The 17931-nt window shown below is 60.8% G+C and carries 18 protein-coding genes; 9 read left to right on the plus strand and 9 right to left on the minus strand.

Features of this window, described 5'->3' with window-relative positions; all coding sequences use genetic code 11:
- Positions 1-68: 68 nt before the first annotated feature.
- From hmgA to maiA, 3 genes are read left to right on the plus strand one after another with little or no spacing between them, the layout of a single operon-like run.
- A complete protein-coding gene (hmgA, locus tag AAIS01_RS18145; RefSeq protein WP_092456165.1) occupies positions 69-1373 on the plus strand; it encodes a homogentisate 1,2-dioxygenase in 1305 nt (434 codons plus the stop codon).
- A 3-nt stretch (positions 1374-1376) separates the two neighbouring features.
- Positions 1377-2681: a fumarylacetoacetase gene (gene fahA / locus AAIS01_RS18150; RefSeq protein ID WP_343470072.1), complete on the plus strand. Its 1305-nt coding sequence runs from the start codon at positions 1377-1379 to the stop codon at positions 2679-2681.
- 11 nt (positions 2682-2692) lie between these two features.
- Entirely contained in the window at positions 2693-3328 is a 636-nt protein-coding gene (gene maiA, locus AAIS01_RS18155) for a maleylacetoacetate isomerase (protein ID WP_343470073.1), read from the plus strand.
- Between the two features lie 124 nt (positions 3329-3452).
- On the opposite strand, the gene AAIS01_RS18160 is transcribed toward maiA, so the two are convergent.
- Positions 3453-4256, minus strand: coding sequence for a SirB1 family protein (locus AAIS01_RS18160; protein WP_343470074.1), 804 nt, complete (start codon positions 4254-4256; stop codon positions 3453-3455).
- A 186-nt stretch (positions 4257-4442) separates the two neighbouring features.
- Here AAIS01_RS18160 and AAIS01_RS18165 point away from each other — a divergent pair, with 186 nt between their 5' ends.
- Positions 4443-5462 (plus strand): Glu/Leu/Phe/Val dehydrogenase family protein, encoded by a 1020-nt coding sequence (locus tag AAIS01_RS18165; RefSeq protein ID WP_343470076.1) that lies wholly within the window; start codon positions 4443-4445, stop codon positions 5460-5462.
- A gap of 78 nt (positions 5463-5540) precedes the next feature.
- On the opposite strand, the gene AAIS01_RS18170 is transcribed toward AAIS01_RS18165, so the two are convergent.
- Positions 5541-5801: a YebG family protein gene (locus AAIS01_RS18170; protein ID WP_012722374.1), complete on the minus strand. Its 261-nt coding sequence runs from the start codon at positions 5799-5801 to the stop codon at positions 5541-5543.
- A 306-nt stretch (positions 5802-6107) separates the two neighbouring features.
- Here AAIS01_RS18170 and AAIS01_RS18175 point away from each other — a divergent pair, with 306 nt between their 5' ends.
- Positions 6108-6608, plus strand: a complete 501-nt coding sequence (locus tag AAIS01_RS18175; protein ID WP_076383585.1) for a phosphate-starvation-inducible protein PsiE — start codon at positions 6108-6110, stop codon at positions 6606-6608.
- Here the strand turns inward: AAIS01_RS18175 and AAIS01_RS18180 are convergent.
- On the minus strand, positions 6605-6922 hold the full coding sequence (locus tag AAIS01_RS18180; protein WP_343470078.1) for a DUF3509 domain-containing protein: 318 nt from the start codon (positions 6920-6922) through the stop codon (positions 6605-6607). The genes AAIS01_RS18175 and AAIS01_RS18180 overlap by 4 nt on opposite strands.
- A gap of 499 nt (positions 6923-7421) precedes the next feature.
- Between AAIS01_RS18180 and AAIS01_RS18185 the strand changes: the two genes are divergently transcribed.
- Entirely contained in the window at positions 7422-7832 is a 411-nt protein-coding gene (locus AAIS01_RS18185; RefSeq protein ID WP_256232428.1) for an HPF/RaiA family ribosome-associated protein, read from the plus strand.
- A gap of 138 nt (positions 7833-7970) precedes the next feature.
- Here AAIS01_RS18185 and AAIS01_RS18190 read toward each other — a convergent pair whose 3' ends face one another.
- Positions 7971-8846: a helix-turn-helix domain-containing protein gene (locus AAIS01_RS18190; protein ID WP_343470079.1), complete on the minus strand. Its 876-nt coding sequence runs from the start codon at positions 8844-8846 to the stop codon at positions 7971-7973.
- A gap of 139 nt (positions 8847-8985) precedes the next feature.
- Between AAIS01_RS18190 and AAIS01_RS18195 the strand changes: the two genes are divergently transcribed.
- Positions 8986-9888 (plus strand): DMT family transporter, encoded by a 903-nt coding sequence (locus AAIS01_RS18195; RefSeq protein WP_343470080.1) that lies wholly within the window; start codon positions 8986-8988, stop codon positions 9886-9888.
- Positions 9889-10068: 180 nt separating this feature from the next.
- Here AAIS01_RS18195 and AAIS01_RS18200 read toward each other — a convergent pair whose 3' ends face one another.
- From AAIS01_RS18200 to norR, 5 genes are all read right to left on the minus strand, one after another.
- On the minus strand, positions 10069-11040 hold the full coding sequence (locus tag AAIS01_RS18200; protein WP_343470081.1) for a 2-hydroxyacid dehydrogenase: 972 nt from the start codon (positions 11038-11040) through the stop codon (positions 10069-10071).
- 243 nt (positions 11041-11283) lie between these two features.
- Positions 11284-12033 carry a YkgJ family cysteine cluster protein gene (locus AAIS01_RS18205; protein WP_343470083.1) on the minus strand — a complete coding sequence of 250 codons (750 nt, stop codon included), beginning with the start codon at positions 12031-12033 and terminating at the stop codon, positions 11284-11286.
- 67 nt (positions 12034-12100) lie between these two features.
- Positions 12101-12436: a hypothetical protein gene (locus tag AAIS01_RS18210; RefSeq protein WP_343470084.1), complete on the minus strand. Its 336-nt coding sequence runs from the start codon at positions 12434-12436 to the stop codon at positions 12101-12103.
- 110 nt (positions 12437-12546) lie between these two features.
- Positions 12547-13449, minus strand: coding sequence for a chemotaxis protein CheV (locus AAIS01_RS18215; RefSeq protein ID WP_214963456.1), 903 nt, complete (start codon positions 13447-13449; stop codon positions 12547-12549).
- A 269-nt stretch (positions 13450-13718) separates the two neighbouring features.
- Positions 13719-15275, minus strand: coding sequence for a nitric oxide reductase transcriptional regulator NorR (gene norR / locus AAIS01_RS18220; protein ID WP_343470085.1), 1557 nt, complete (start codon positions 15273-15275; stop codon positions 13719-13721).
- Positions 15276-15426: 151 nt separating this feature from the next.
- Between norR and hmpA the strand changes: the two genes are divergently transcribed.
- Together hmpA and AAIS01_RS18230 are read left to right on the plus strand one after the other, a co-directional pair.
- Positions 15427-16608 carry an NO-inducible flavohemoprotein gene (gene hmpA / locus AAIS01_RS18225; protein ID WP_343470086.1) on the plus strand — a complete coding sequence of 394 codons (1182 nt, stop codon included), beginning with the start codon at positions 15427-15429 and terminating at the stop codon, positions 16606-16608.
- Between the two features lie 442 nt (positions 16609-17050).
- Positions 17051-17560: a disulfide bond formation protein B gene (locus AAIS01_RS18230; protein ID WP_343470087.1), complete on the plus strand. Its 510-nt coding sequence runs from the start codon at positions 17051-17053 to the stop codon at positions 17558-17560.
- Positions 17561-17931: the final 371 nt, after the last annotated feature.

Genomic DNA, 17931 nt, shown 5'->3' on the forward strand with positions numbered 1-17931 from the left:
AACCTGTGCGCCTGACGTTTCTTCGTGGAACGACGAGGTCGTACCCAGTCCTGTGTTCAGGAGGCTCCATGACCCTCGATTCCACAGTGTCGGACCTGGCTTATCAGTCAGGCTTTGGCAATGAATTTGCCAGCGAGGCGCTGCCCGGCGCCTTGCCCGTTGGCCAGAATTCCCCGCAAAAAGCCCCTTACGGTCTCTATGCCGAATTATTCTCCGGCACGGCCTTCACCATGGTTCGCAGCGAAGCGCGGCGGACCTGGATGTATCGCATCCGGCCGTCGGCCAATCATCCGGCCTTCGTCAAGCTTGAACATCAGATAGCAGGCGGTCCTCTGGGTGAGGTCACGCCCAATCGCCTGCGCTGGAACCCGTTGGATATTCCCGTTGAACCGACCGATTTCATCGATGGGCTGGTGCGCATGGCGGCCAATGCCGGCTCGGACAAACCGGCCGGCATCAGCCTCTACCATTACCGCGCCAACCGTTCCATGGAGCGGGTGTTTTTCAATGCCGACGGGGAATGGTTGATCGTGCCGCAACTGGGACGGCTGCGCATCGCCACCGAACTGGGCCTGCTGGAACTGGCACCGCTGGAAATCGCCGTCATCCCCCGGGGCCTGAAATTTCGCGTCGAGCTGCTTGATCCAAACGCCCGCGGCTATATCGCCGAAAACCATGGTGCGCCGTTGCGCCTGCCGGACCTTGGGCCGATCGGCAGTAACGGCCTGGCCAACCCACGGGATTTTCTGGCGCCGGTTGCTCATTACGAAAACCTCGCCCGACCGACTGCGCTGGTGCAGAAATTCCTCGGTGAGTTGTGGGGTTGCGAGCTGGATCATTCGCCCTTTGATGTGGTGGCTTGGCATGGCAACAACGTGCCATACAAATATGACCTGCGCCGTTTCAACACTATCGGCACGGTCAGTTTCGACCATCCGGACCCCTCGATTTTCACCGTGCTGACGTCACCCACCAGCGTCCATGGGCTGGCCAATCTCGACTTCGTGATCTTCCCGCCGCGCTGGATGGTCGCTGAAAACACCTTCCGTCCGCCGTGGTTTCACCGCAACCTGATGAACGAGTTCATGGGGTTGATCCAGGGCGCCTACGATGCAAAGGCCGAAGGTTTCCTGCCGGGTGGTGCGTCCTTGCACAGTTGCATGAGTGCCCATGGCCCGGACGGCGAAACCTGCACCAGGGCGATCAATGCCGCGCTTGAACCGGTGAAAATCGACAACACCATGGCCTTCATGTTCGAGACCAGCCAAGTGCTGCGCCCGAGCCGTTTCGCCCTGGATTGCCCACAATTGCAAACTGACTACGACGCCTGCTGGGCCTCGCTGCCGGTCACCTTCGACCCGACCCGGAGATAACCCATGACTCACGTTCCCCCTGCCCGTAGCTGGGTTGCCTGCGCCAACGGCCATGCCGATTTCCCTCTGCAAAACCTGCCGCTGGGTGTTTTCAGCGTTCAAGGCGACAGCCCTCGTAGCGGCGTGGCCATCGGCGAGCGGATTTTCGATTTGCAGGCCGCGCTGCAGGCGGGCCTGTTTGACGGCGCCGCGCGCGCCGCTGTGGAAGCCATGAGTGGCGGCCAGTTGAATGAATTTTTTGAGCTCGGGCGCGATGCTCGGGTGGCCTTGCGTGAACGGCTGCTGGACCTGCTGCGCGAAGACAGCCCGTTGCAGGGCAAGATCGAAGCCCAGGGCTCGAAGCTGCTGGTTCTCGCCGCTGACTGCCAGATGCACCTGCCGGCAAAAATCAACGACTACACCGACTTCTACGTAGGCATCGAACACGCGCAAAACGTCGGCAAGTTGTTCCGTCCCGACAATCCGCTGTTGCCCAACTACAAGTACGTGCCCATTGGTTATCACGGGCGTGCCTCGACCATTCGCCCGTCCGGCACCGACGTGCGCCGGCCCAAGGGCCAGACGCTGCCCGCCGGCCAGAGCGAGCCGACCTTTGGCCCGTGCGCGCGGCTGGACTATGAACTGGAACTGGGCATCTGGATCGGCAAGGGCAATGCACTGGGCGAAGCCATTGCCATCGGCGATGCCGCCGAGCACATTGGCGGCTTCTGCCTGCTCAACGATTGGTCGGCCCGGGATATCCAGGCCTGGGAATATCAGCCGCTGGGGCCCTTTCTGTCCAAAAGTTTCCTGACCAGTATCTCGCCATGGGTGGTGACGGCCGAAGCCCTCGAACCCTTCCGCCGCCCGCAACCGGCGCGTCCGGCAGGCGATCCACAGCCATTGCCGTACCTGCTGGACAAGCGTGACCAGGCCGGTGGGGCCTTTGACATCGAGCTGGAAGTCCTGCTGCTGACCGAAGCCATGCGCGAGCAGAACCTGCCGGCCCATCGCCTGACGTTGAGCAACACCCAGTACATGTACTGGACCGTCGCGCAGATGGTCGCCCACCACAGCGTCAATGGTTGCCAGTTGCAGGCCGGTGACCTGTTCGGTTCGGGCACCTTGTCGGGGCCTGAAAGTGGTCAGTTCGGCAGCCTGCTGGAGATTACCGAGGGCGGTAAAAAGCCAATCGAGCTGGCTTCTGGCGAAGTGCGCAAATTCCTGGAAGACGGTGACGAAATCATCCTGCGGGCCCGTTGCAGTCGCGAGGGCTTTGCCTCCATCGGCTTCGGCGAATGCCGGGGCAAGATCCTGCCGGCGCGGTGAGGGAACTGGGCATGGAACTCTACACTTACTACCGTTCCACTTCGTCCTATCGAGTGCGCATCGCCCTGGCGCTCAAGGGCCTGGATTACCAGGCTCTGCCGATCAACCTGATCGCTCCGCCGGGAGGCGAGCATCGTCAACCGGCCTACCTGGCGATCAACCCTCAGGGCCGGGTGCCGGCGCTGCGTACCGACGAAGGCGTGTTGCTGGTGCAGTCACCCGCCATCATCGAATACCTGGAGGAACGTTATCCACAGGTGCCGCTGCTCAGCGCAGACTTGGCGCTTCGTGCTCGGGAGCGGGGTGTCGCGGCGCTGATCGGTTGCGACATTCACCCGTTGCACAACGTCAGCGTGCTCAACCAACTGCGACAGTGGGGTCACGATGAAACGCAGGTGGCGCAGTGGATTGGGCATTGGATCGGCCAGGGACTGGCAGCGGTGGAGCAGTTGATCGGGGATGATGGCTACTGCTTTGGTACGACACCTGGGGTCGCGGACGTGTACCTGATCCCGCAGTTGTACGCGGCCGAACGGTTCAATGCCTCCCTGGAGGCGTATCCACGGATCCGTCGCGTTGCGGCGTTGGCGGCCGCGCATCCAGCGTTTCAACAGGCGCATCCGGCAAATCAGCCCGATACACCTTGATTCCCCTGTGGGAGCGAGCCTGCTCGCGATGGCGGTGGATCAGATACGACGATGGTGAAGCGGCTTGCCTCATCGCGAGCAGGCTCGCTCCCACAGGGTGTGTGGTAACCATCACCACACCCGCTCAATGCACAATGGAATTGGGCGGCAGATGCCCCAGCCGTTCCGTCAGCCGGATTCGTTGGATTGGATCGTCACTGAGCATCAGTGCATGTTCCAGGTCGAAACGTTCAGCGTTGGGACAGTCAAGCCGCTGGTACAGGCTGGCGCGGGCCAGGTAATCGGCGGCGCTGGCGTTGCCCAGTTCAAGTACCCGTTCGGCGTCGATCAGCGCCGCAATGTAGTCGTCGTTCGTCAGATGCAATTGGCGAAGATTGCGCGACAGGCGCTGGAGCATCTGCATGGGCTCGGCACTGACCAGGTGCTCGGCTTTGAGGGGCATGTTGGCGCCGTATTGGCGTTGCAGCAATTCCCGACAGTCGTTGGGATACAGCCGACGCCCGCCACACGGGTCGAGCAGATGATCGGCACCGGGTACCCGCAACAGGAAGTGACCGGGGAAATTGACACCGACCATCGGAATTTCCAGGCCACGAGCCAGCTCCAGGGCGATCAGGCCGAGGGCCAGAGGCTGTCCACGTTTACGCGTCAGCACCTTGTCGAGCAACGCGGCCCGTGGGCGCAGAGGGGTGAAATCGTCCTGAGCGAAACCAAGGTCATTGAGGCGGCGCAGCAAGGGTTGGCCCAGTTCGCTGACGGGCAGCATTGGCAGGCCATGGCTGACACGCTGTTGCAGATCCTTGAAATCCTTGAGCAAGGCCGCTACGTCCACTTCGCGATCATGTTCGGCAGCAATCCACAACGCCGCTTCGAACAGCGCCGGTGGGGAGCGGTGCAGGCAATCAAAAAAGGCTTGGCGCGGTTTCATCACAGTCTCCGGACTATGCCTCGTTTTTAGCTCTGCTGCGGGCTTTCGTCCAGTCTCGTCCGGCGAAGGCGTCAGGTTATGCCCAAAAGACTGGCCACCGGGACGACTTATTCCGGCGCGCTCCAGCAAATTTTGAGCGCACGCCTATACTGGCGGAACAAACAAAAGTGATTCGGGAGCCTGTCGATGTTTGCTCTCATGCAAAGCTCCCGCCTTGAATCGCTGCACCTGAGCGTAGACCCGGCCACCGGGTTGAAGGCGGTGATTGCCATTCATTGCAGCCGTCCCGGGCCTGCTTTGGGTGGATGTCGTTATCTGTCCTACCCCGACGATGAAAGTGCCGTGGTGGACGCCGTGCGCCTGGCCCAGGGCATGAGCTACAAAGCCGCCTTGGCCGGCTTGCCGGTGGGCGGCGGCGTGGCAGTGATCATGCGCCCGGCCCATGTCGAAAGCCGCGCTGCGCTGTTTGAGGCATTTGGACGCTGCATCGAGCAACTGGATGGGCGCTATATCACCGCCATCGACAGCGGCACCTCGGTGGCGGACATGGACTGCATCGCCCAACAGACCCGTCATGTGACCAGCACCACGGCTTCGGGAGACCCTGCGCCCCACGCGGCGATGGGGGTATTTGCCGGTATCCGTGCCACGGCCATGGCCCGTCTGGGCAGCGATAACCTGGAAAGTCTGCGGGTGGCGATCCAAGGGCTGGGCAATGTCGGTTTCGCCCTGGCCGAACAGTTGCACGCCGCAGGGGCCGAACTGTTGGTCAGCGACATTGACCCCGGCAAGGTTCAACTGGCGATGGAGCAACTGGGCGCCCATCCGATTGCCAACGACGCGTTGCTCAGTACCCCCTGCGACATCCTCGCGCCCTGCGGTCTGGGCGGGGTGCTCAATAGCCAGAGCGTGGCGCAGCTGCGCTGCTCGGCGGTTGCCGGGTCGGCCCATAACCAGTTGAGCAACCTGCAAGTGGCCGATCAATTGGAACGGCGCGGGATCCTCTATGCGCCGGATTATGTGATCAACTCGGGTGGCCTGATCTATGTCGCCTTGAAGCATCGAGGTGAGGATTTGCCGACCATTACCGCGCACCTGTCGAAAATCGGCGCCCGGCTTACGGAAGTCTTTGCCCACGCCCAGGCAGAAAAACGCTCACCGGCCAGGGTGGCCGATGAATTGGCAGAGCGTTTGTTGTACCGATAAAAAAAACATCGCAGCCTTCGGCAGCGCCTCCAGGTGTATTCCCTGCAGGCGCTGCCGAAGGCTGCGATCTTTCAAGGCTTATTCAGCAGGGGCATTGAGCAGTTCGGACAAGGCGTCCGGCTGACTCTTGAACGCCTTGGCGAACACATCGCGATTCTTCGCCATGTAGATACCGGCTTCTTCCACCTGTTGCTCGCTCAGCGAGGGAACGGCTTTTTGCAACACTTCGGCCAGCAATTCGGCGAGTTCCAGCATTTTGTCATGACGGTCAGCTTCGGCTTTATCCATGAACAAGCGCTCCAGATCTCGGCTGCTGCGGTATACCACTTCGACGGCCATTCACCACCTCACATGCCTTCACATTGGTTATCTTTGTGACTACTGTATTTATATACAGCCAAAAGGATAAGCGAATCCCTTCCCTTTGGATAGTGGCTTTTTAATGTAGACCGGTTTCCGTATTTGTCGCGAGGCAGCGCTGGTGTGGGAGCGAGCCTGCGCGCAACAGGACCAGCCTCAGAAAAAGTGTCCGGTTGCGGCCCATTGCCATCTCACCCTCAGCCGCTGGCCTTTTTTCTGCATGCAGAACAACCGTCACGTCCAACCCGCATCATCCGGTCGAGTCGACCTAAGGAAAACTACATCGTGAAAATCAACTGGGCCGAGAACCTGCGCCAGAACGTACATCAGTTGGCCGAATCCCTGGGCAATCTGTTCGTCGAGACGTTCCATTACCTGGCACTGTTTGCCATCGGAGCGGTGACCGCGTGGGCGGCGGTGATGGAGTTTTTGCAGATGCTCGAGCAGGGGCACATCAAGATCGATGACATCCTGCTGCTGTTCATCTATCTGGAATTGGGAGCGATGGTCGGGATCTACTTCAAGACCAACCACATGCCGGTGCGGTTTCTGATCTACGTGGCGATCACGGCGTTGACGCGCTTGTTGATTTCCAACGTTTCCCACCACAGTCCGCCCGACCTGGGCATCATTTACCTGTGCGGCGGCATCTTGCTGCTGGCGTTCGCGATCCTGGTGGTGCGTTACGCCTCGTCGCAGTTCCCTTCGGTGAAAATCGAGCACCCGCACCGTAAGGTTGGCGCGGGTTCCAGCGAGCATGCCGAAGTGGAGAAGGGCGAGATCTAGAGGCGCGCCGGGGCGGATGTCGCGCCCTGCGTCTGCGGTGGTGGCAGCTTGACGTTGTCACCGCCGGTCATGGCTTCGAGGATCGCCACGGCGCTATGGCCCTGCTCGATGGCGATGCCGAACTGAATGCTCTGGACCAGGCGCCGCAGGCGTTCCGGGTCATTGCGTTGCTGGGCGCTGATCATACGTTTGGCGACGATGCGTCCGGCCTTGGAGAGGGTCAGCATGATGCTGCCGTCCAGGCCCTGGATGCTCAGATTGATTTGATACTGCGGCGCAAAAGCGTCGGTAATGAGCTGAAAAGGGTTGTCCATGATGCGTCACCGCCTGATTGAACGTGCAGTTGTTGACCGGCCGTGATCGGGATTAGTTCGCGATACCGGACCACCGGCCATTCCATGATCGTGCTTCATCCAGGGCCATGCAGGTGTTGGATCAGACGATCGCAGCCTGCAGCAGCTCCTACCCAGAGGTAGCAAGGGGCATGCCGGAAAAACTGTCGGACAATGATCACGGCGCATAGGCGCTGAAGGCCCTGGCCTGCGGCCCGGGGGGCTGCCCGTTTCTGTGCAGGAATGGGCGAATGGTCGCTGACGGTGCAGGCTGAACGCGGATTTTTCGCGGGGTAAGCAAGGCGAGGCAACTCCCGACATTAACAGTGCTTTTGTCCGTTGTCCGGCTTTATTTGCATATGAATATTTATCTTTTCGAAGGGGTTGAATTGTTCTGTCGCCAGCCCGACTCTGTATTCAAGGGGTCGTCGCGCTACCGTCGATTGGCCCCTGGCGAGCTAGCCGAAATAAGGGATGAACTATGCAAATCCAAGTCAACAGCGATAACCATATTCAAAGCAGCATCCGACTGGAGGAGTGGGTACGTACTACCATCGAAAGCACGCTCGAACGTTATGAGGAAGACCTGACACGGGTCGAGGTTCATTTGCGGGACGAGAACGGCGACAAGCCCGGTCCCCATGACTTGCGTTGTCAGCTGGAAGCGCGGCCAAAGGGCCTGCAACCGGTATCGGTGACACACAAGGCCGATACACTGGAACTGGCCATCGAAGGGGCGGCCACCAAGCTGGAACATGCCCTGGAGCATCTGTTCGGCAAACTTCGCGTCAAACGCGCCACCGTGGAGACACCGACCGAGTCGGTGGCCTTGGCCGATGCGATGCTGGAAGAAGAATTCCTGGAGAACGAACGGGCTGCCCTCAACGGCTGAGCCTAATTCTTTTTACTGACCTACCGAAAACGGGCCTGCTATTGCAGGCCCGTTTTGTTTTTATACGTAACTTGGGCATGCGATCAAAGGAGGCGCAAGCCTGCTCGCGATGGCGATAGCCGGGGGGCACTTTGTTCGCTAGCGCAAAAACGCCTGTCGATATTCGCCGGGCGTCGCGCTCAAAGCCTGGCGGAAGCGATTCGTAAAGTGGCTGGCGCTGGCAAATCCACAGGCCAGCGCCACCTCGCCCAACGGTTGCGAAGTGCTGCGTAGCAAGTGCCGCGCATGTGCCAGGCGTCGAGCCAGCACGTATTGGTGGGGCGGCAAGCCGAAGCTTTCGCGGAACATCCGGGCGAAGTGGTATTCGGACAGCGCACACAGGGCTGCCAGTTGTCCGAGGCTGATGGCATCGGCCAGGTGGCTGTCGATGTAGTCCACCAACATTCGCCGCTGGTGAGCGGCCAGCCCGCCCTTGAGGCGAAGCCCCTGGCGCTGGCCGACCTGGCTCAATAGCAGATGGTTGAGCAAGTCATGGGCCAGGCTGGTGGTCAGCAAGCGTTCACCGGGCTCATCCCAGTTCAGGGCGATCAACTGGCGAAAGCGCTGTGCCTGTTGCGGGTCGTCGAGAAAGGTGGCTTCGCGCAGTTGCACTTGCCGGGGCTCGCGATCCAGTAAGGTGACGCAACCGAGGGCAAATTGTTCAGGGCTGAAGTACAAGTGGGCGAGGCGAATGTCGCCATTGATGACCCAGGCCGATTGATGCCCGGCCGGCAGGACGCAGAGTTTGCCGGGTGCCCCGGTGGTGTCGGGTCGTTCGCGGCGAAACGTGCCGGTACCACCGGCGATGTAGCACGACAGCGTGTGGTGCGTCGGCGCTTCATAGTCTTGGGCGTCGTGATGGTTGCTCCACAAAGCGGCCGCCATGCCGTCTCCAAGCTCGGCGCTGTGCTCGAGGCGAGCATTGGGCGAGCTGTTGAGGGCTTGAAAGACTTGCAGGGTTTGCAGTGTGGGCATGATCGCTTCTCTCCAACGCCTTGCATCCTACTCCGTCGATCGGCCCATGCCAGCCTGCAAGCCGACAAAACCGCAAGTTTACGCAAGCGCCCGGTGGTTGGTGGCGCAACACTGGCGGTCATTGTCAGGAGTTGCCGTCATGAACCTCTCGTTGTATCTGCTTACCGTGCTCATCTGGGGCACTACCTGGATCGCGCTGAAATTGCAGTTGGGCGTTGTCGCCATCCCCGTGTCGATTGTCTATCGCTTCGGCCTGGCGGCGCTGATCCTGTTTGTGATGCTCTTGCTCAGCCGGCGCCTGCAAGTGATGAACCGGCGTGGCCATCTGATTTGCGTCGCCCAGGGCCTGTGCCTGTTCTGCATCAACTTCATGTGTTTCCTCACTGCCAGCCAATGGATTCCCAGCGGGTTGGTCGCGGTGGTGTTCTCTACGGCCACGCTCTGGAATGCCCTCAATGCCCGGGTGTTTTTCGGTCAGCGGATTGCGCGTAACGTGCTGCTGGGCGGCGCCTTGGGGTTGCTGGGGCTGGCGCTGCTGTTCTGGCCGGAGCTGGCGGGTCATAGCGCGAGCCCGCAAACGTTGTTCGGGTTGGCGTTGGCGCTGCTGGGCACCTTGTGTTTCTCGGCGGGCAACATGCTCTCGAGTTTGCAGCAGAAGGCCGGTCTCAAACCGTTGACTACCAACGCCTGGGGCATGGCTTATGGTGCGGCGATGCTGGCGGCGTGGTGTCTCCTCAAAGGCATCCCGTTCGATATGGAATGGAACGCGCGCTATGTCGGCTCGCTGTTGTACCTGGTGATCCCAGGTTCGGTGATCGGCTTCACCGCCTACCTGACGCTGGTGGGGCGCATGGGCCCGGAGCGGGCGGCGTATTGCACGGTGCTGTTTCCGGTGGTGGCGTTGAACGTCTCGGCGTTGGTCGAGGGTTACCAATGGACCGCACCAGCACTGGTCGGGCTGGTACTGGTGATGCTGGGGAACGTGCTGGTGTTCCGCAAGCCGAAGCCTGTGGCTACGAATGTCGCCTTGGGCGCACGCTGAGATATAACGTCTAGAGATAAACCCGTGGCGAGGGAGCTTGCTCCCGCTGGATTGCGCAGCAGCCCCAAGATGTACCAGCCACCGCAGTGCATCAGACAAACCGTAAGGGGCTGCTGCGCAGCCCAGCGGGAGCAAGCTCCCTCGCCACGGTGTGTTCCCCTGGGGGCTTTTGCGGAGAATTTATTTCCAGACTTGTGGGTTGACCAGGTTCTTCGGTCGCTCGCCCAGCAAAGCGCTGCGCAAGTTATCCACCGCAAGATTGGCCATGGCTTCACGGGTTTCGTGGGTCGCCGAGCCGATGTGGGGCAGGGTGACGGCGTTTTTCAGCTGGAACAGCGGCGACTCGGCCAAGGGTTCTTTCTCGTATACATCCAGCCCGGCGCCGCGGATGCGGTTGTTCTGCAAGGCTTCGATCAGCGCCGGCTCATCCACCACCGGGCCGCGGGAAATATTGACCAGAATGGCACTCGGTTTCATCAGGGCCAGTTCACGCTGGCCGATCAGGTGGCGGGTTTTCTCGCTTAATGGCACCACGAGGCAAACAAAGTCCGCTTCGGCCAGCAACTGATCCAGCTCGCGAAATTGTGCACCCAACTGATTTTCCAGTTCGGTCTTGCGGCTGTTGCCGCTGTAGAGAATCGGCATGTTGAACCCCAGCCGGCCACGCCGGGCAATGGCGGCGCCGATGTTGCCCATGCCGACGATGCCCAGGGTCTTGCCGTGCACGTCAGTGCCGAACAGCTGCGGGCCGACCGTCGCCTGCCATTGGCCGGCCTTGGTCCAGGCGTCCAGTTCAGCGACGCGCCGGGCGCTGCTCATCAACAAGGCGAAGGCCAGGTCGGCGGTGCTTTCGGTGAGCACGTCAGGGGTGTTGGTGAGCATGATTCCACGCTCATTGAAGTAGGCCAGGTCATAGTTGTCGTAACCCACGGACACACTGGACACCACTTGCAGATTCGCGGCGTGCTGCAGTTGTTCGCGGCCGAGCTTGCGCCCGACACCGATCAGGCCATGCACGTGGGGCAAGGCTTCATTGAACTGCGCATTGATGTCGCCGTTCGACGGATTTGGCACGATTACGTCGAAATCCTGTTGCAGACGTTCGACCATCTCGGGTGAGACACGGCTGAAGGCAAGTACGGTTTTTTTCATCGCAGAAGGCTCATCAGGCAAGGAATAGCAAGCACGCTAACATTCTCGATGAGGGTTAGGCGAGAGGGAACGTGGCAGACGCGAGCCAAAGCTGTGGGAGCGGGCTTGCTCGCGAAGGCTTCGGCACGTCCAACATCAATGCAAGCTGAACCACCGCTTTCGCGAGCAAGCCCGCTCCCACAATTGCTCCGTGGTAGGCGTTGATTTTGTCTTCGCTGAAAATTCTCTGCGGGAGCGACGGGCTTACGCCGCCCGGAGCGAAATAAACGCGTAATTGACCGGTGTTTCAGTGGCGACCAGGGCCCCGCTGGCCATGACCTGGCAGGCCACGTCATCACCGGACAAATGGAATTGCCATTCGCTAACGGCCGGCTCCAGCGGCTGCAAACGCACTTGATCGATGGCCGTGGCGAATGCGCTCATGTCCGGCAGGTACGCGGTAAACCCATCACCCTTCAACGCTGTGGTGCGAATGCCCAGCGACGCACAGACTCGATCCTTGATCCGGATTTCCTCGCGATCGGCCTGACGTGAGCGTTCGATCAACCGCGCCAGTTCCCTGTCGACGAGTTCACCGCCGAGTATCAGCTGCGGTCCGGTCTCCCACGACTCCGGCGGGCATTCCTTTACGGCAATGTTGAGCGGGATGTGCGGGTTGATTTCCATCGGATAGATGCGGCACACCAAGGGGCGGCGTTCGTAGATGCGGCACAGGTTTTCTTCGTCAAGATTGCGGCAGCGACCAGCGTTATAGGCGGCGAAGGTGATCGCCACGAGGGCTTCGGCGGTGCCGCTGTGGACCCGCGCTGAACGGCGTTCAGCGTGCTCGCGTTGGGCCGCCGGCAGGCCCAGGCCATTGGCCAGGAAGGCTTCCACCAGAACAATCACCTGGCCGCCGTCGTCAGCCCACATCCGAGCCTCATCGAGGGTCAGGGGGACATGGTGATCGGTGCAGCATTTGCCGCAGCCTACGCAGGAAAACGTTGTGTTCATTGAGCGCCCGGTCAAAAGCTGGAAAGCGGCGACAGAAAAACGCCGCGATTAGCCGTTGCAAAGCAAGTTATGCGCCATCACCGGGCGGTGTCGGCGGGCGGATCGCGTCCCACTCGGTCACGTAGGCGGTTTTGGATTTCTTGCGGTAGAGGCACAGTTCGGTGCCGGTCGCACCTTTCATGTGTTTCTGCGGGTATTGACCTTGCAGCAACAGCGCGGTGTAGCCCACCCGGTCATCGAACTGTGCAGCCGTGCCCACAGGCTCGGCGTTCTTCAGGCCGCTGGCCTTGATGCAACTGGCAAGCACGGCTTTGTCATGGATGGCCCAGGCTTCTGGGCTGGAGGCGTGGGCTTGGGCGGCGAGGGCCGTGAAGCCCAAAAACATGAGTGCGTGGATTTTCATCAGCAAGATCCTTGTTCTGGGAAGCCAGGACGGGAGTATGCCTGAGGTTGGGTTGGGGGTTTGGTGCGTTATCGCGGGCAAGGCCTGCCCGCGACGGGCTGCGTCGGATCTCAGTGACCTTGCTCGGCGACGGCCTTGGCGGCCGTGATCAGGCACTTGGTCAGCTCCGGTGATGAGAACTTGGTCAGCACTCCATTGGCGCCGGATAGCCGAGCCTTTTCGCTGTTCATGGCGCTGTCCAGCGAGGTGTGCAGCAACACGTAGAGGTGGGCGAAGTCCGGCGTTTCCCGCAGGGTTCGGGTGAGGGCATAGCCGTCCATCTCCGACATTTCGATGTCGGATACGATCAGGTTGATCTGTTGCGCCGTGCCTTGCAGCTCTAGCAGGCATTCGATGGCTTCCTTGGCGCTGCGGGCGGTGTGGCATTGCAGGCCCAGATTGCGCAAGGTGTGTACCGATTGTTGTAACGCCACCTGACTGTCATCGACCACCAGGATCCGCGCGTTGCCCAGGACTTCGGCGTCTTCCATGCTCAGTTCGGTGGGCGCCGTTTCAATTTGCGCCGGGGCGATACCGTGGATGACTTTTTCGATGTCCAGCACCTGCACCAGCGTGCCATCTACCGAAGTCACGCCTGTGATGAAGGCGCGTACGCCGCCTGAGCCGAACGGCGGTGGTTTGATGTCGGTGGTCAGGCAATGCACGATCTTGCTCACTGCCTGCACATGCAAACCCTGTTTGGATCGGCTCACGTCGGTGACGATCAGGCAACCGCCATCCGGATCTTCCAGGGGGCGTTCGCCGATGGCGCGGCTCAGGTCGATCACCGACAGTGAGGCCCCGCGCAGGGTGGCGATGCCTTTGACGTGCGGGTGCGACTCCGGCAGTTTGGTCAGCGGCGGGCAGGGAATGATTTCGCTGACTTTAAGCAGGTTGATTGCCATCAGCTTGCCGCTGCGCAAGGTAAACAGCAGAAGCGAAAGTGAATCTGCGCGGGCTTTGTTGGAAGACATAAAAACCTTCTGTGGAAAAAGGTGGGGCGAGCGTGAAGAACGCCAAAACAGCTTTTGATATTGGGTTATCGACCTGTTGGGGGCTGGCTTTAGGGCGAAAGCTGTCGACAGCTGGGATCGTTGTAACAAGCACCCTGTCGCAGAGAGTTATGTGGCGAGGGCGCCTGCTCCCGCTGGAGTGCGAAGCGCTCCCCAGCCGCCGGCGCGATGGGCAATTTAGCGGCCCCTGCGCGTCCGAGCGGGAGCAAGCTCCCTCGCCACGGGGTTGATCACTTGAGCCCCAACCGCTTGGCCATCCGCCCCAGGTTCGCCCGATCCAGGCCCAATTCCCGGGCGGCGCTGGCCCAGTTGTGCTGATGCCGTTGCAGGCTGGCGATGATCATCTGGCGCTGAAAATCGTCCATGGCTTCGCGCAGGTCACCCGTGACGCCCTCCAGGGTCGGGGCAGGGCTGGCGGATGAAGGTGCCGGGTTTTCTTCCGGGCTGCGGGGCAAATCCAGATCTTCGGCGCTGAGGCTGAGGATCTTTGGCCGCACCGGACACCGGCCCAAGGCCTTCAAGGCACTGCGCCCGATCAGGTGCTCCAGTTCACGCACGTTCCCCGGCCAGTCATACGCCAGCAATGCGGCTTGGGCGTCGCTGGTCAGGCGCAGGCTGCCCAGGCCCATGCGCGAACGGTTCTGCTCCAGGAAAAAACCGCTGAGCAGCAGCACATCGCGCCCGCGATCCCGTAGTGCCGGCACCAGCAACGGGTACACGCTCAGGCGATGATAGAAGTCGGCCCGATATCGCCCGTTGCGCACTTCTTCGGCCAGATCGCGATTGGTGGCCGCGATCAGGCGTACATCTACCCGATGCTCCTTGTCCGAGCCCAGGCGTTGCAACTGGCCGCTCTGCAACACTCGCAGCAGCTTGGCCTGCACGGTCAAGGACAACTCGCCCACTTCATCGAGGAACAACGTGCCGCCATCGGCCAGTTCGAATTTGCCGCTTCGGTCGTTCGTGGCGCCCGTGAAGGCGCCGCGTACATGGCCGAACAGTTCGCTTTCCACCAGGGTATCCGGCAGGGCGGCGCAGTTGAGGCTGATAAGCGGCTGCTCGGCGCGCTTGGAAGCAGCGTGTATGGCTTGGGCGACCAGCTCCTTGCCGACCCCGGTTTCGCCGGTAATCAGCACCGTCAGGTCGCTGCCCCCCACCAGATTGATCTCTTCTACTAATCGCTTGTGAGCCTTGCTCTGGCCGACCATGTCGCGGTGTTGCTGGCCGCTGGCCTGGCGGTAGACCTCGGCGCGGCGATGTTCGTCTTCGGCTTTCAAGGCCAGGCGATCGATGCGTTCGGCGGCGCTGACCGTGGCGGCGGCCAGGCTGGCAAAGGCCTGCAACGCGCTCAGGTCAATGGGCTCAAAGCGTTCCGGGTTCAGCGCGTCGAGGGTCAGCAGCCCCCACGGCTGCTCGTCGACGAACAGGGGGCAGCCCATGCAGTCGTGGACTTCCAGATGCTCATCAAGCCCCTCGACCAACCCGTCGTACGGGTCGGGCAGGTCACTGTCGGCGGCGAAGCGGGTCGGCTGCGGGTTGGCCAGCAGTGCTTGGAAACGGGGGTGTTCGCTGACCCGGAAGCGTCTGCCCAGAGTATCGGTACTCAAGCCATCCACCGCCAGCGGCACCAGGCAGTCTGCGTCCAGGCGTAACAGCGCGGCGGCATCGCAAGGCAGCAGGGCTCGCAGCGCGCCAAGCAGGCGACGATAGCGCTCGCCTTCAGGCAACTCACGCGAGAGGTCGGCCACCAGTGGGAGCAGGGCGGTCAGCAGAGCGGTTGCGGTCATAATGACTCCATGTTGTCTTTAAGACTATAAGGCGTGCCATGTCTTTATGACTACGTAATTCTTAAATCATTGAAAAACAATAATAAATTTTATGGCATGAAACCTGATAGGCATGGGTATCAGTTTTTCGTAATACGCCAGGAGTCACCTTATGCTCAGCCGAGAAGAACGCGCCATCATCCGCTCCACCGTGCCCTTGCTCGAAAGCGGTGGTGAAGCGCTCATTACTCATTTCTATCGCATGATGCTGTCTGAATACCCGCAAGTGCGCCCGTTGTTCAACCAGGCTCACCAGGCCAGCGGTGATCAGCCCCGCGCCCTGGCCAACGGCGTATTGATGTACGCCCGGCACATTGACCAGCTCGATCAGTTGGGCGATCTCGTGGCCAAAATCGTCAACAAGCACGTCGCCCTGCAAATCCTGCCCGAACATTACCCCATTGTGGGGGCCTGCCTGTTGCGGGCGATCGCCGAGGTGCTGGGTGAAGAGATCGCCACGCCGCAAGTGATTGCCGCATGGGGCGCTGCCTATAACCAGTTGGCCGATATCCTGATCGGTGCCGAAACCGGCCTGTACGAGCAGAAAGCCGCAGCGCCGGGCGGCTGGCGGGGGGAGCGTGAATTCATCCTGGCAGACAGGGTGCAGGAGAGTTCGGAAATCACTTCGTTCTACTTTGAGCCGGCGGACAAGGGCGCGATCCTGGTGGCCGAACCAGGCCAGTACATCGGCATGAAACTGGTGTTGGAGGGCGAGGAAGTGCGCCGCAATTATTCGCTGTCGGCCCTGGCGGACAACGGTCAGTATCGCATCAGCGTCAAGCGCGAGCCGGGCGGGCGCGTTTCCAACTACCTGCACCATGATTTCCCGATCGGCAGCAGCATCCAGTTGTTTCCACCGTCAGGGGACTTCTTCCTGACCCAGAGCGACAAACCGCTGGTGCTGATCAGCGGCGGCGTCGGCATCACTCCGACCCTGGCGATGTTGCAGGCGGCACTGCAAACCGAGCGGCCGGTGCATTTTATCCACTGCGCCCGCAACGGCGGCGCACATGCCTTTCGCGACTGGATCGATGACCTGGCTCAGCGGCATTCACAGCTCAAGCGCTTCTATTGCTACGACGAAGACGATGGCGTGAGCCCGGCGGCTGACAAGGTCGGGTTGTTGAGCCAGGAGCAACTGGCGCAGTGGTTGCCGGCGCAGCGTGACCTGGATGCTTACTTTCTGGGGCCCAAAGGCTTCATGGCCGCCGTCAAGCGCCACCTCAAGGCACTGGGCGTGCCGGACGGGCAAAGCCGCTACGAATTCTTCGGCCCGGCGGCGGCACTGGAATAACGGTAGGGCGAGCCGGGGACCGGTTCGTCTGCATCGCGAGCAGGCTCGCTCCCACAAGGGGATTTGCAGTGACATGATTTTCGTGGCCGCCGCGAAGAAAACTGTGGGAGCGGGCTTGCTCGCGAAGACGGCAGTGCATTCAACATCAATGAAACTGACCCACCGCTTTCGCGAGCAAGCCCGCTCCCACAGGGATTGCACAGGGCTGGTGACCATCGCTGGCCCCTGTGCGAACGAGGACGGCGGCATGCTCAATCCCCGCCCCGACTGACTCTCTCAAGCAAAATTAATCCGTACTTAACCTCCCTCCTGTTTATTCCCTTCAATGTGGGCGGCAGCCGCTCGTTCTCTGTCAGGGTCTGCGTGTAGACTTTGGCCATCCGATAGCGCGCCGAGGCTCTCCAGGCTGCGCGTCGATCCAATGCATACAAAGGGAAACGCAATGAATGAGCAAATGCTGCGCTTAGGCCGTGAACGGCGCTATCTGGTGCTGTTGGGGCTGATCTGTCTGGCGCTGATCGGGGGTGCGCTGTATATGCAGGTGGCGCTCGGAGAGGCGCCGTGCCCGCTGTGCATCCTGCAGCGCTATGCATTGTTGCTGATCGCCATTTTCGCTTTCATTGGCGCGGCCATGCGTACCCGTCGCAGCCTGACGATTTTCGAAGGCCTGGTGGTGCTCAGTGCCCTGGCCGGTGCGGCGGTAGCGGGGCATCACGTGTACACCCAGTTCTTCCCGGCGGTCAGCTGTGGCGTCGACGTGCTGCAACCGATTGTCGATGACCTCCCGCTGGCGAAGATCTTTCCGTTGGGTTTCCAGGTCGATGGCTTTTGCTCCACCCCGTATCCGCCGATCCTGGGTTTGTCCCTGGCACAATGGGCGCTGGTGGCGTTCGTCCTCACGGTGATCCTGGTGCCGTTGCTGGTATCGCGCAATCGCAAACCATTGCACTAGAACGCTTCAATCAAACGCCCCGGTTTGCTGTATGAAGCCGGGGCGTTTTGCGTTTCAGTCTTAAGGCGTTCCAGCCTTGATTCGAGACAACAATGGGCTGCGACAGCGTGCGACACGTTGTCACACAGTTGCTGTCATCTGGCCACTCGCTACGCGAATAAACGCCTCGTCCTGCAATAAAAAATCTGCCGTTGCGAACTCTATCCGGCTGCGTGCCTGCGCGTGGAGCAGGCATTTCTAACAATCGGCTGCCTTGCCGCTCAAGCCCCGAATAACGGGGCGTCTACGGCCATGAAAACCCTCTTTAATCAGCGCAAGCTGTCTAAAACGGGCGTAGTAGGCCTACGTTTTCTGGGGTTCTTGTTGAGAAT

The sequence above is a fragment of the Pseudomonas halotolerans genome, assembly GCF_039581215.1.
Classification (GTDB): domain Bacteria; phylum Pseudomonadota; class Gammaproteobacteria; order Pseudomonadales; family Pseudomonadaceae; genus Aquipseudomonas; species Aquipseudomonas tehranensis.

Excerpts from the sequence above, each read along its gene's own strand:
- hmgA (WP_092456165.1), top strand. The coding sequence starts at position 69 with ATGACCCTCGATTCCACAGTGTCGGACCTGGCTTATCAGTCAGGCTTT.
- fahA (WP_343470072.1), top strand. The coding sequence starts at position 1,377 with ATGACTCACGTTCCCCCTGCCCGTAGCTGGGTTGCCTGCGCCAACGGC.
- maiA (WP_343470073.1), top strand. The coding sequence starts at position 2,693 with ATGGAACTCTACACTTACTACCGTTCCACTTCGTCCTATCGAGTGCGC.
- AAIS01_RS18160 (WP_343470074.1), bottom strand. The coding sequence starts at position 4,256 with ATGAAACCGCGCCAAGCCTTTTTTGATTGCCTGCACCGCTCCCCACCG.
- AAIS01_RS18165 (WP_343470076.1), top strand. The coding sequence starts at position 4,443 with ATGTTTGCTCTCATGCAAAGCTCCCGCCTTGAATCGCTGCACCTGAGC.
- AAIS01_RS18170 (WP_012722374.1), bottom strand. The coding sequence starts at position 5,801 with ATGGCCGTCGAAGTGGTATACCGCAGCAGCCGAGATCTGGAGCGCTTG.
- AAIS01_RS18180 (WP_343470078.1), bottom strand. The coding sequence starts at position 6,922 with ATGGACAACCCTTTTCAGCTCATTACCGACGCTTTTGCGCCGCAGTAT.
- AAIS01_RS18185 (WP_256232428.1), top strand. The coding sequence starts at position 7,422 with ATGCAAATCCAAGTCAACAGCGATAACCATATTCAAAGCAGCATCCGA.
- AAIS01_RS18190 (WP_343470079.1), bottom strand. The coding sequence starts at position 8,846 with ATGCCCACACTGCAAACCCTGCAAGTCTTTCAAGCCCTCAACAGCTCG.
- AAIS01_RS18195 (WP_343470080.1), top strand. The coding sequence starts at position 8,986 with ATGAACCTCTCGTTGTATCTGCTTACCGTGCTCATCTGGGGCACTACC.
- AAIS01_RS18200 (WP_343470081.1), bottom strand. The coding sequence starts at position 11,040 with ATGAAAAAAACCGTACTTGCCTTCAGCCGTGTCTCACCCGAGATGGTC.
- AAIS01_RS18205 (WP_343470083.1), bottom strand. The coding sequence starts at position 12,033 with ATGAACACAACGTTTTCCTGCGTAGGCTGCGGCAAATGCTGCACCGAT.
- AAIS01_RS18210 (WP_343470084.1), bottom strand. The coding sequence starts at position 12,436 with ATGAAAATCCACGCACTCATGTTTTTGGGCTTCACGGCCCTCGCCGCC.
- AAIS01_RS18215 (WP_214963456.1), bottom strand. The coding sequence starts at position 13,449 with ATGTCTTCCAACAAAGCCCGCGCAGATTCACTTTCGCTTCTGCTGTTT.
- norR (WP_343470085.1), bottom strand. The coding sequence starts at position 15,275 with ATGACCGCAACCGCTCTGCTGACCGCCCTGCTCCCACTGGTGGCCGAC.
- hmpA (WP_343470086.1), top strand. The coding sequence starts at position 15,427 with ATGCTCAGCCGAGAAGAACGCGCCATCATCCGCTCCACCGTGCCCTTG.
- AAIS01_RS18230 (WP_343470087.1), top strand. The coding sequence starts at position 17,051 with ATGAATGAGCAAATGCTGCGCTTAGGCCGTGAACGGCGCTATCTGGTG.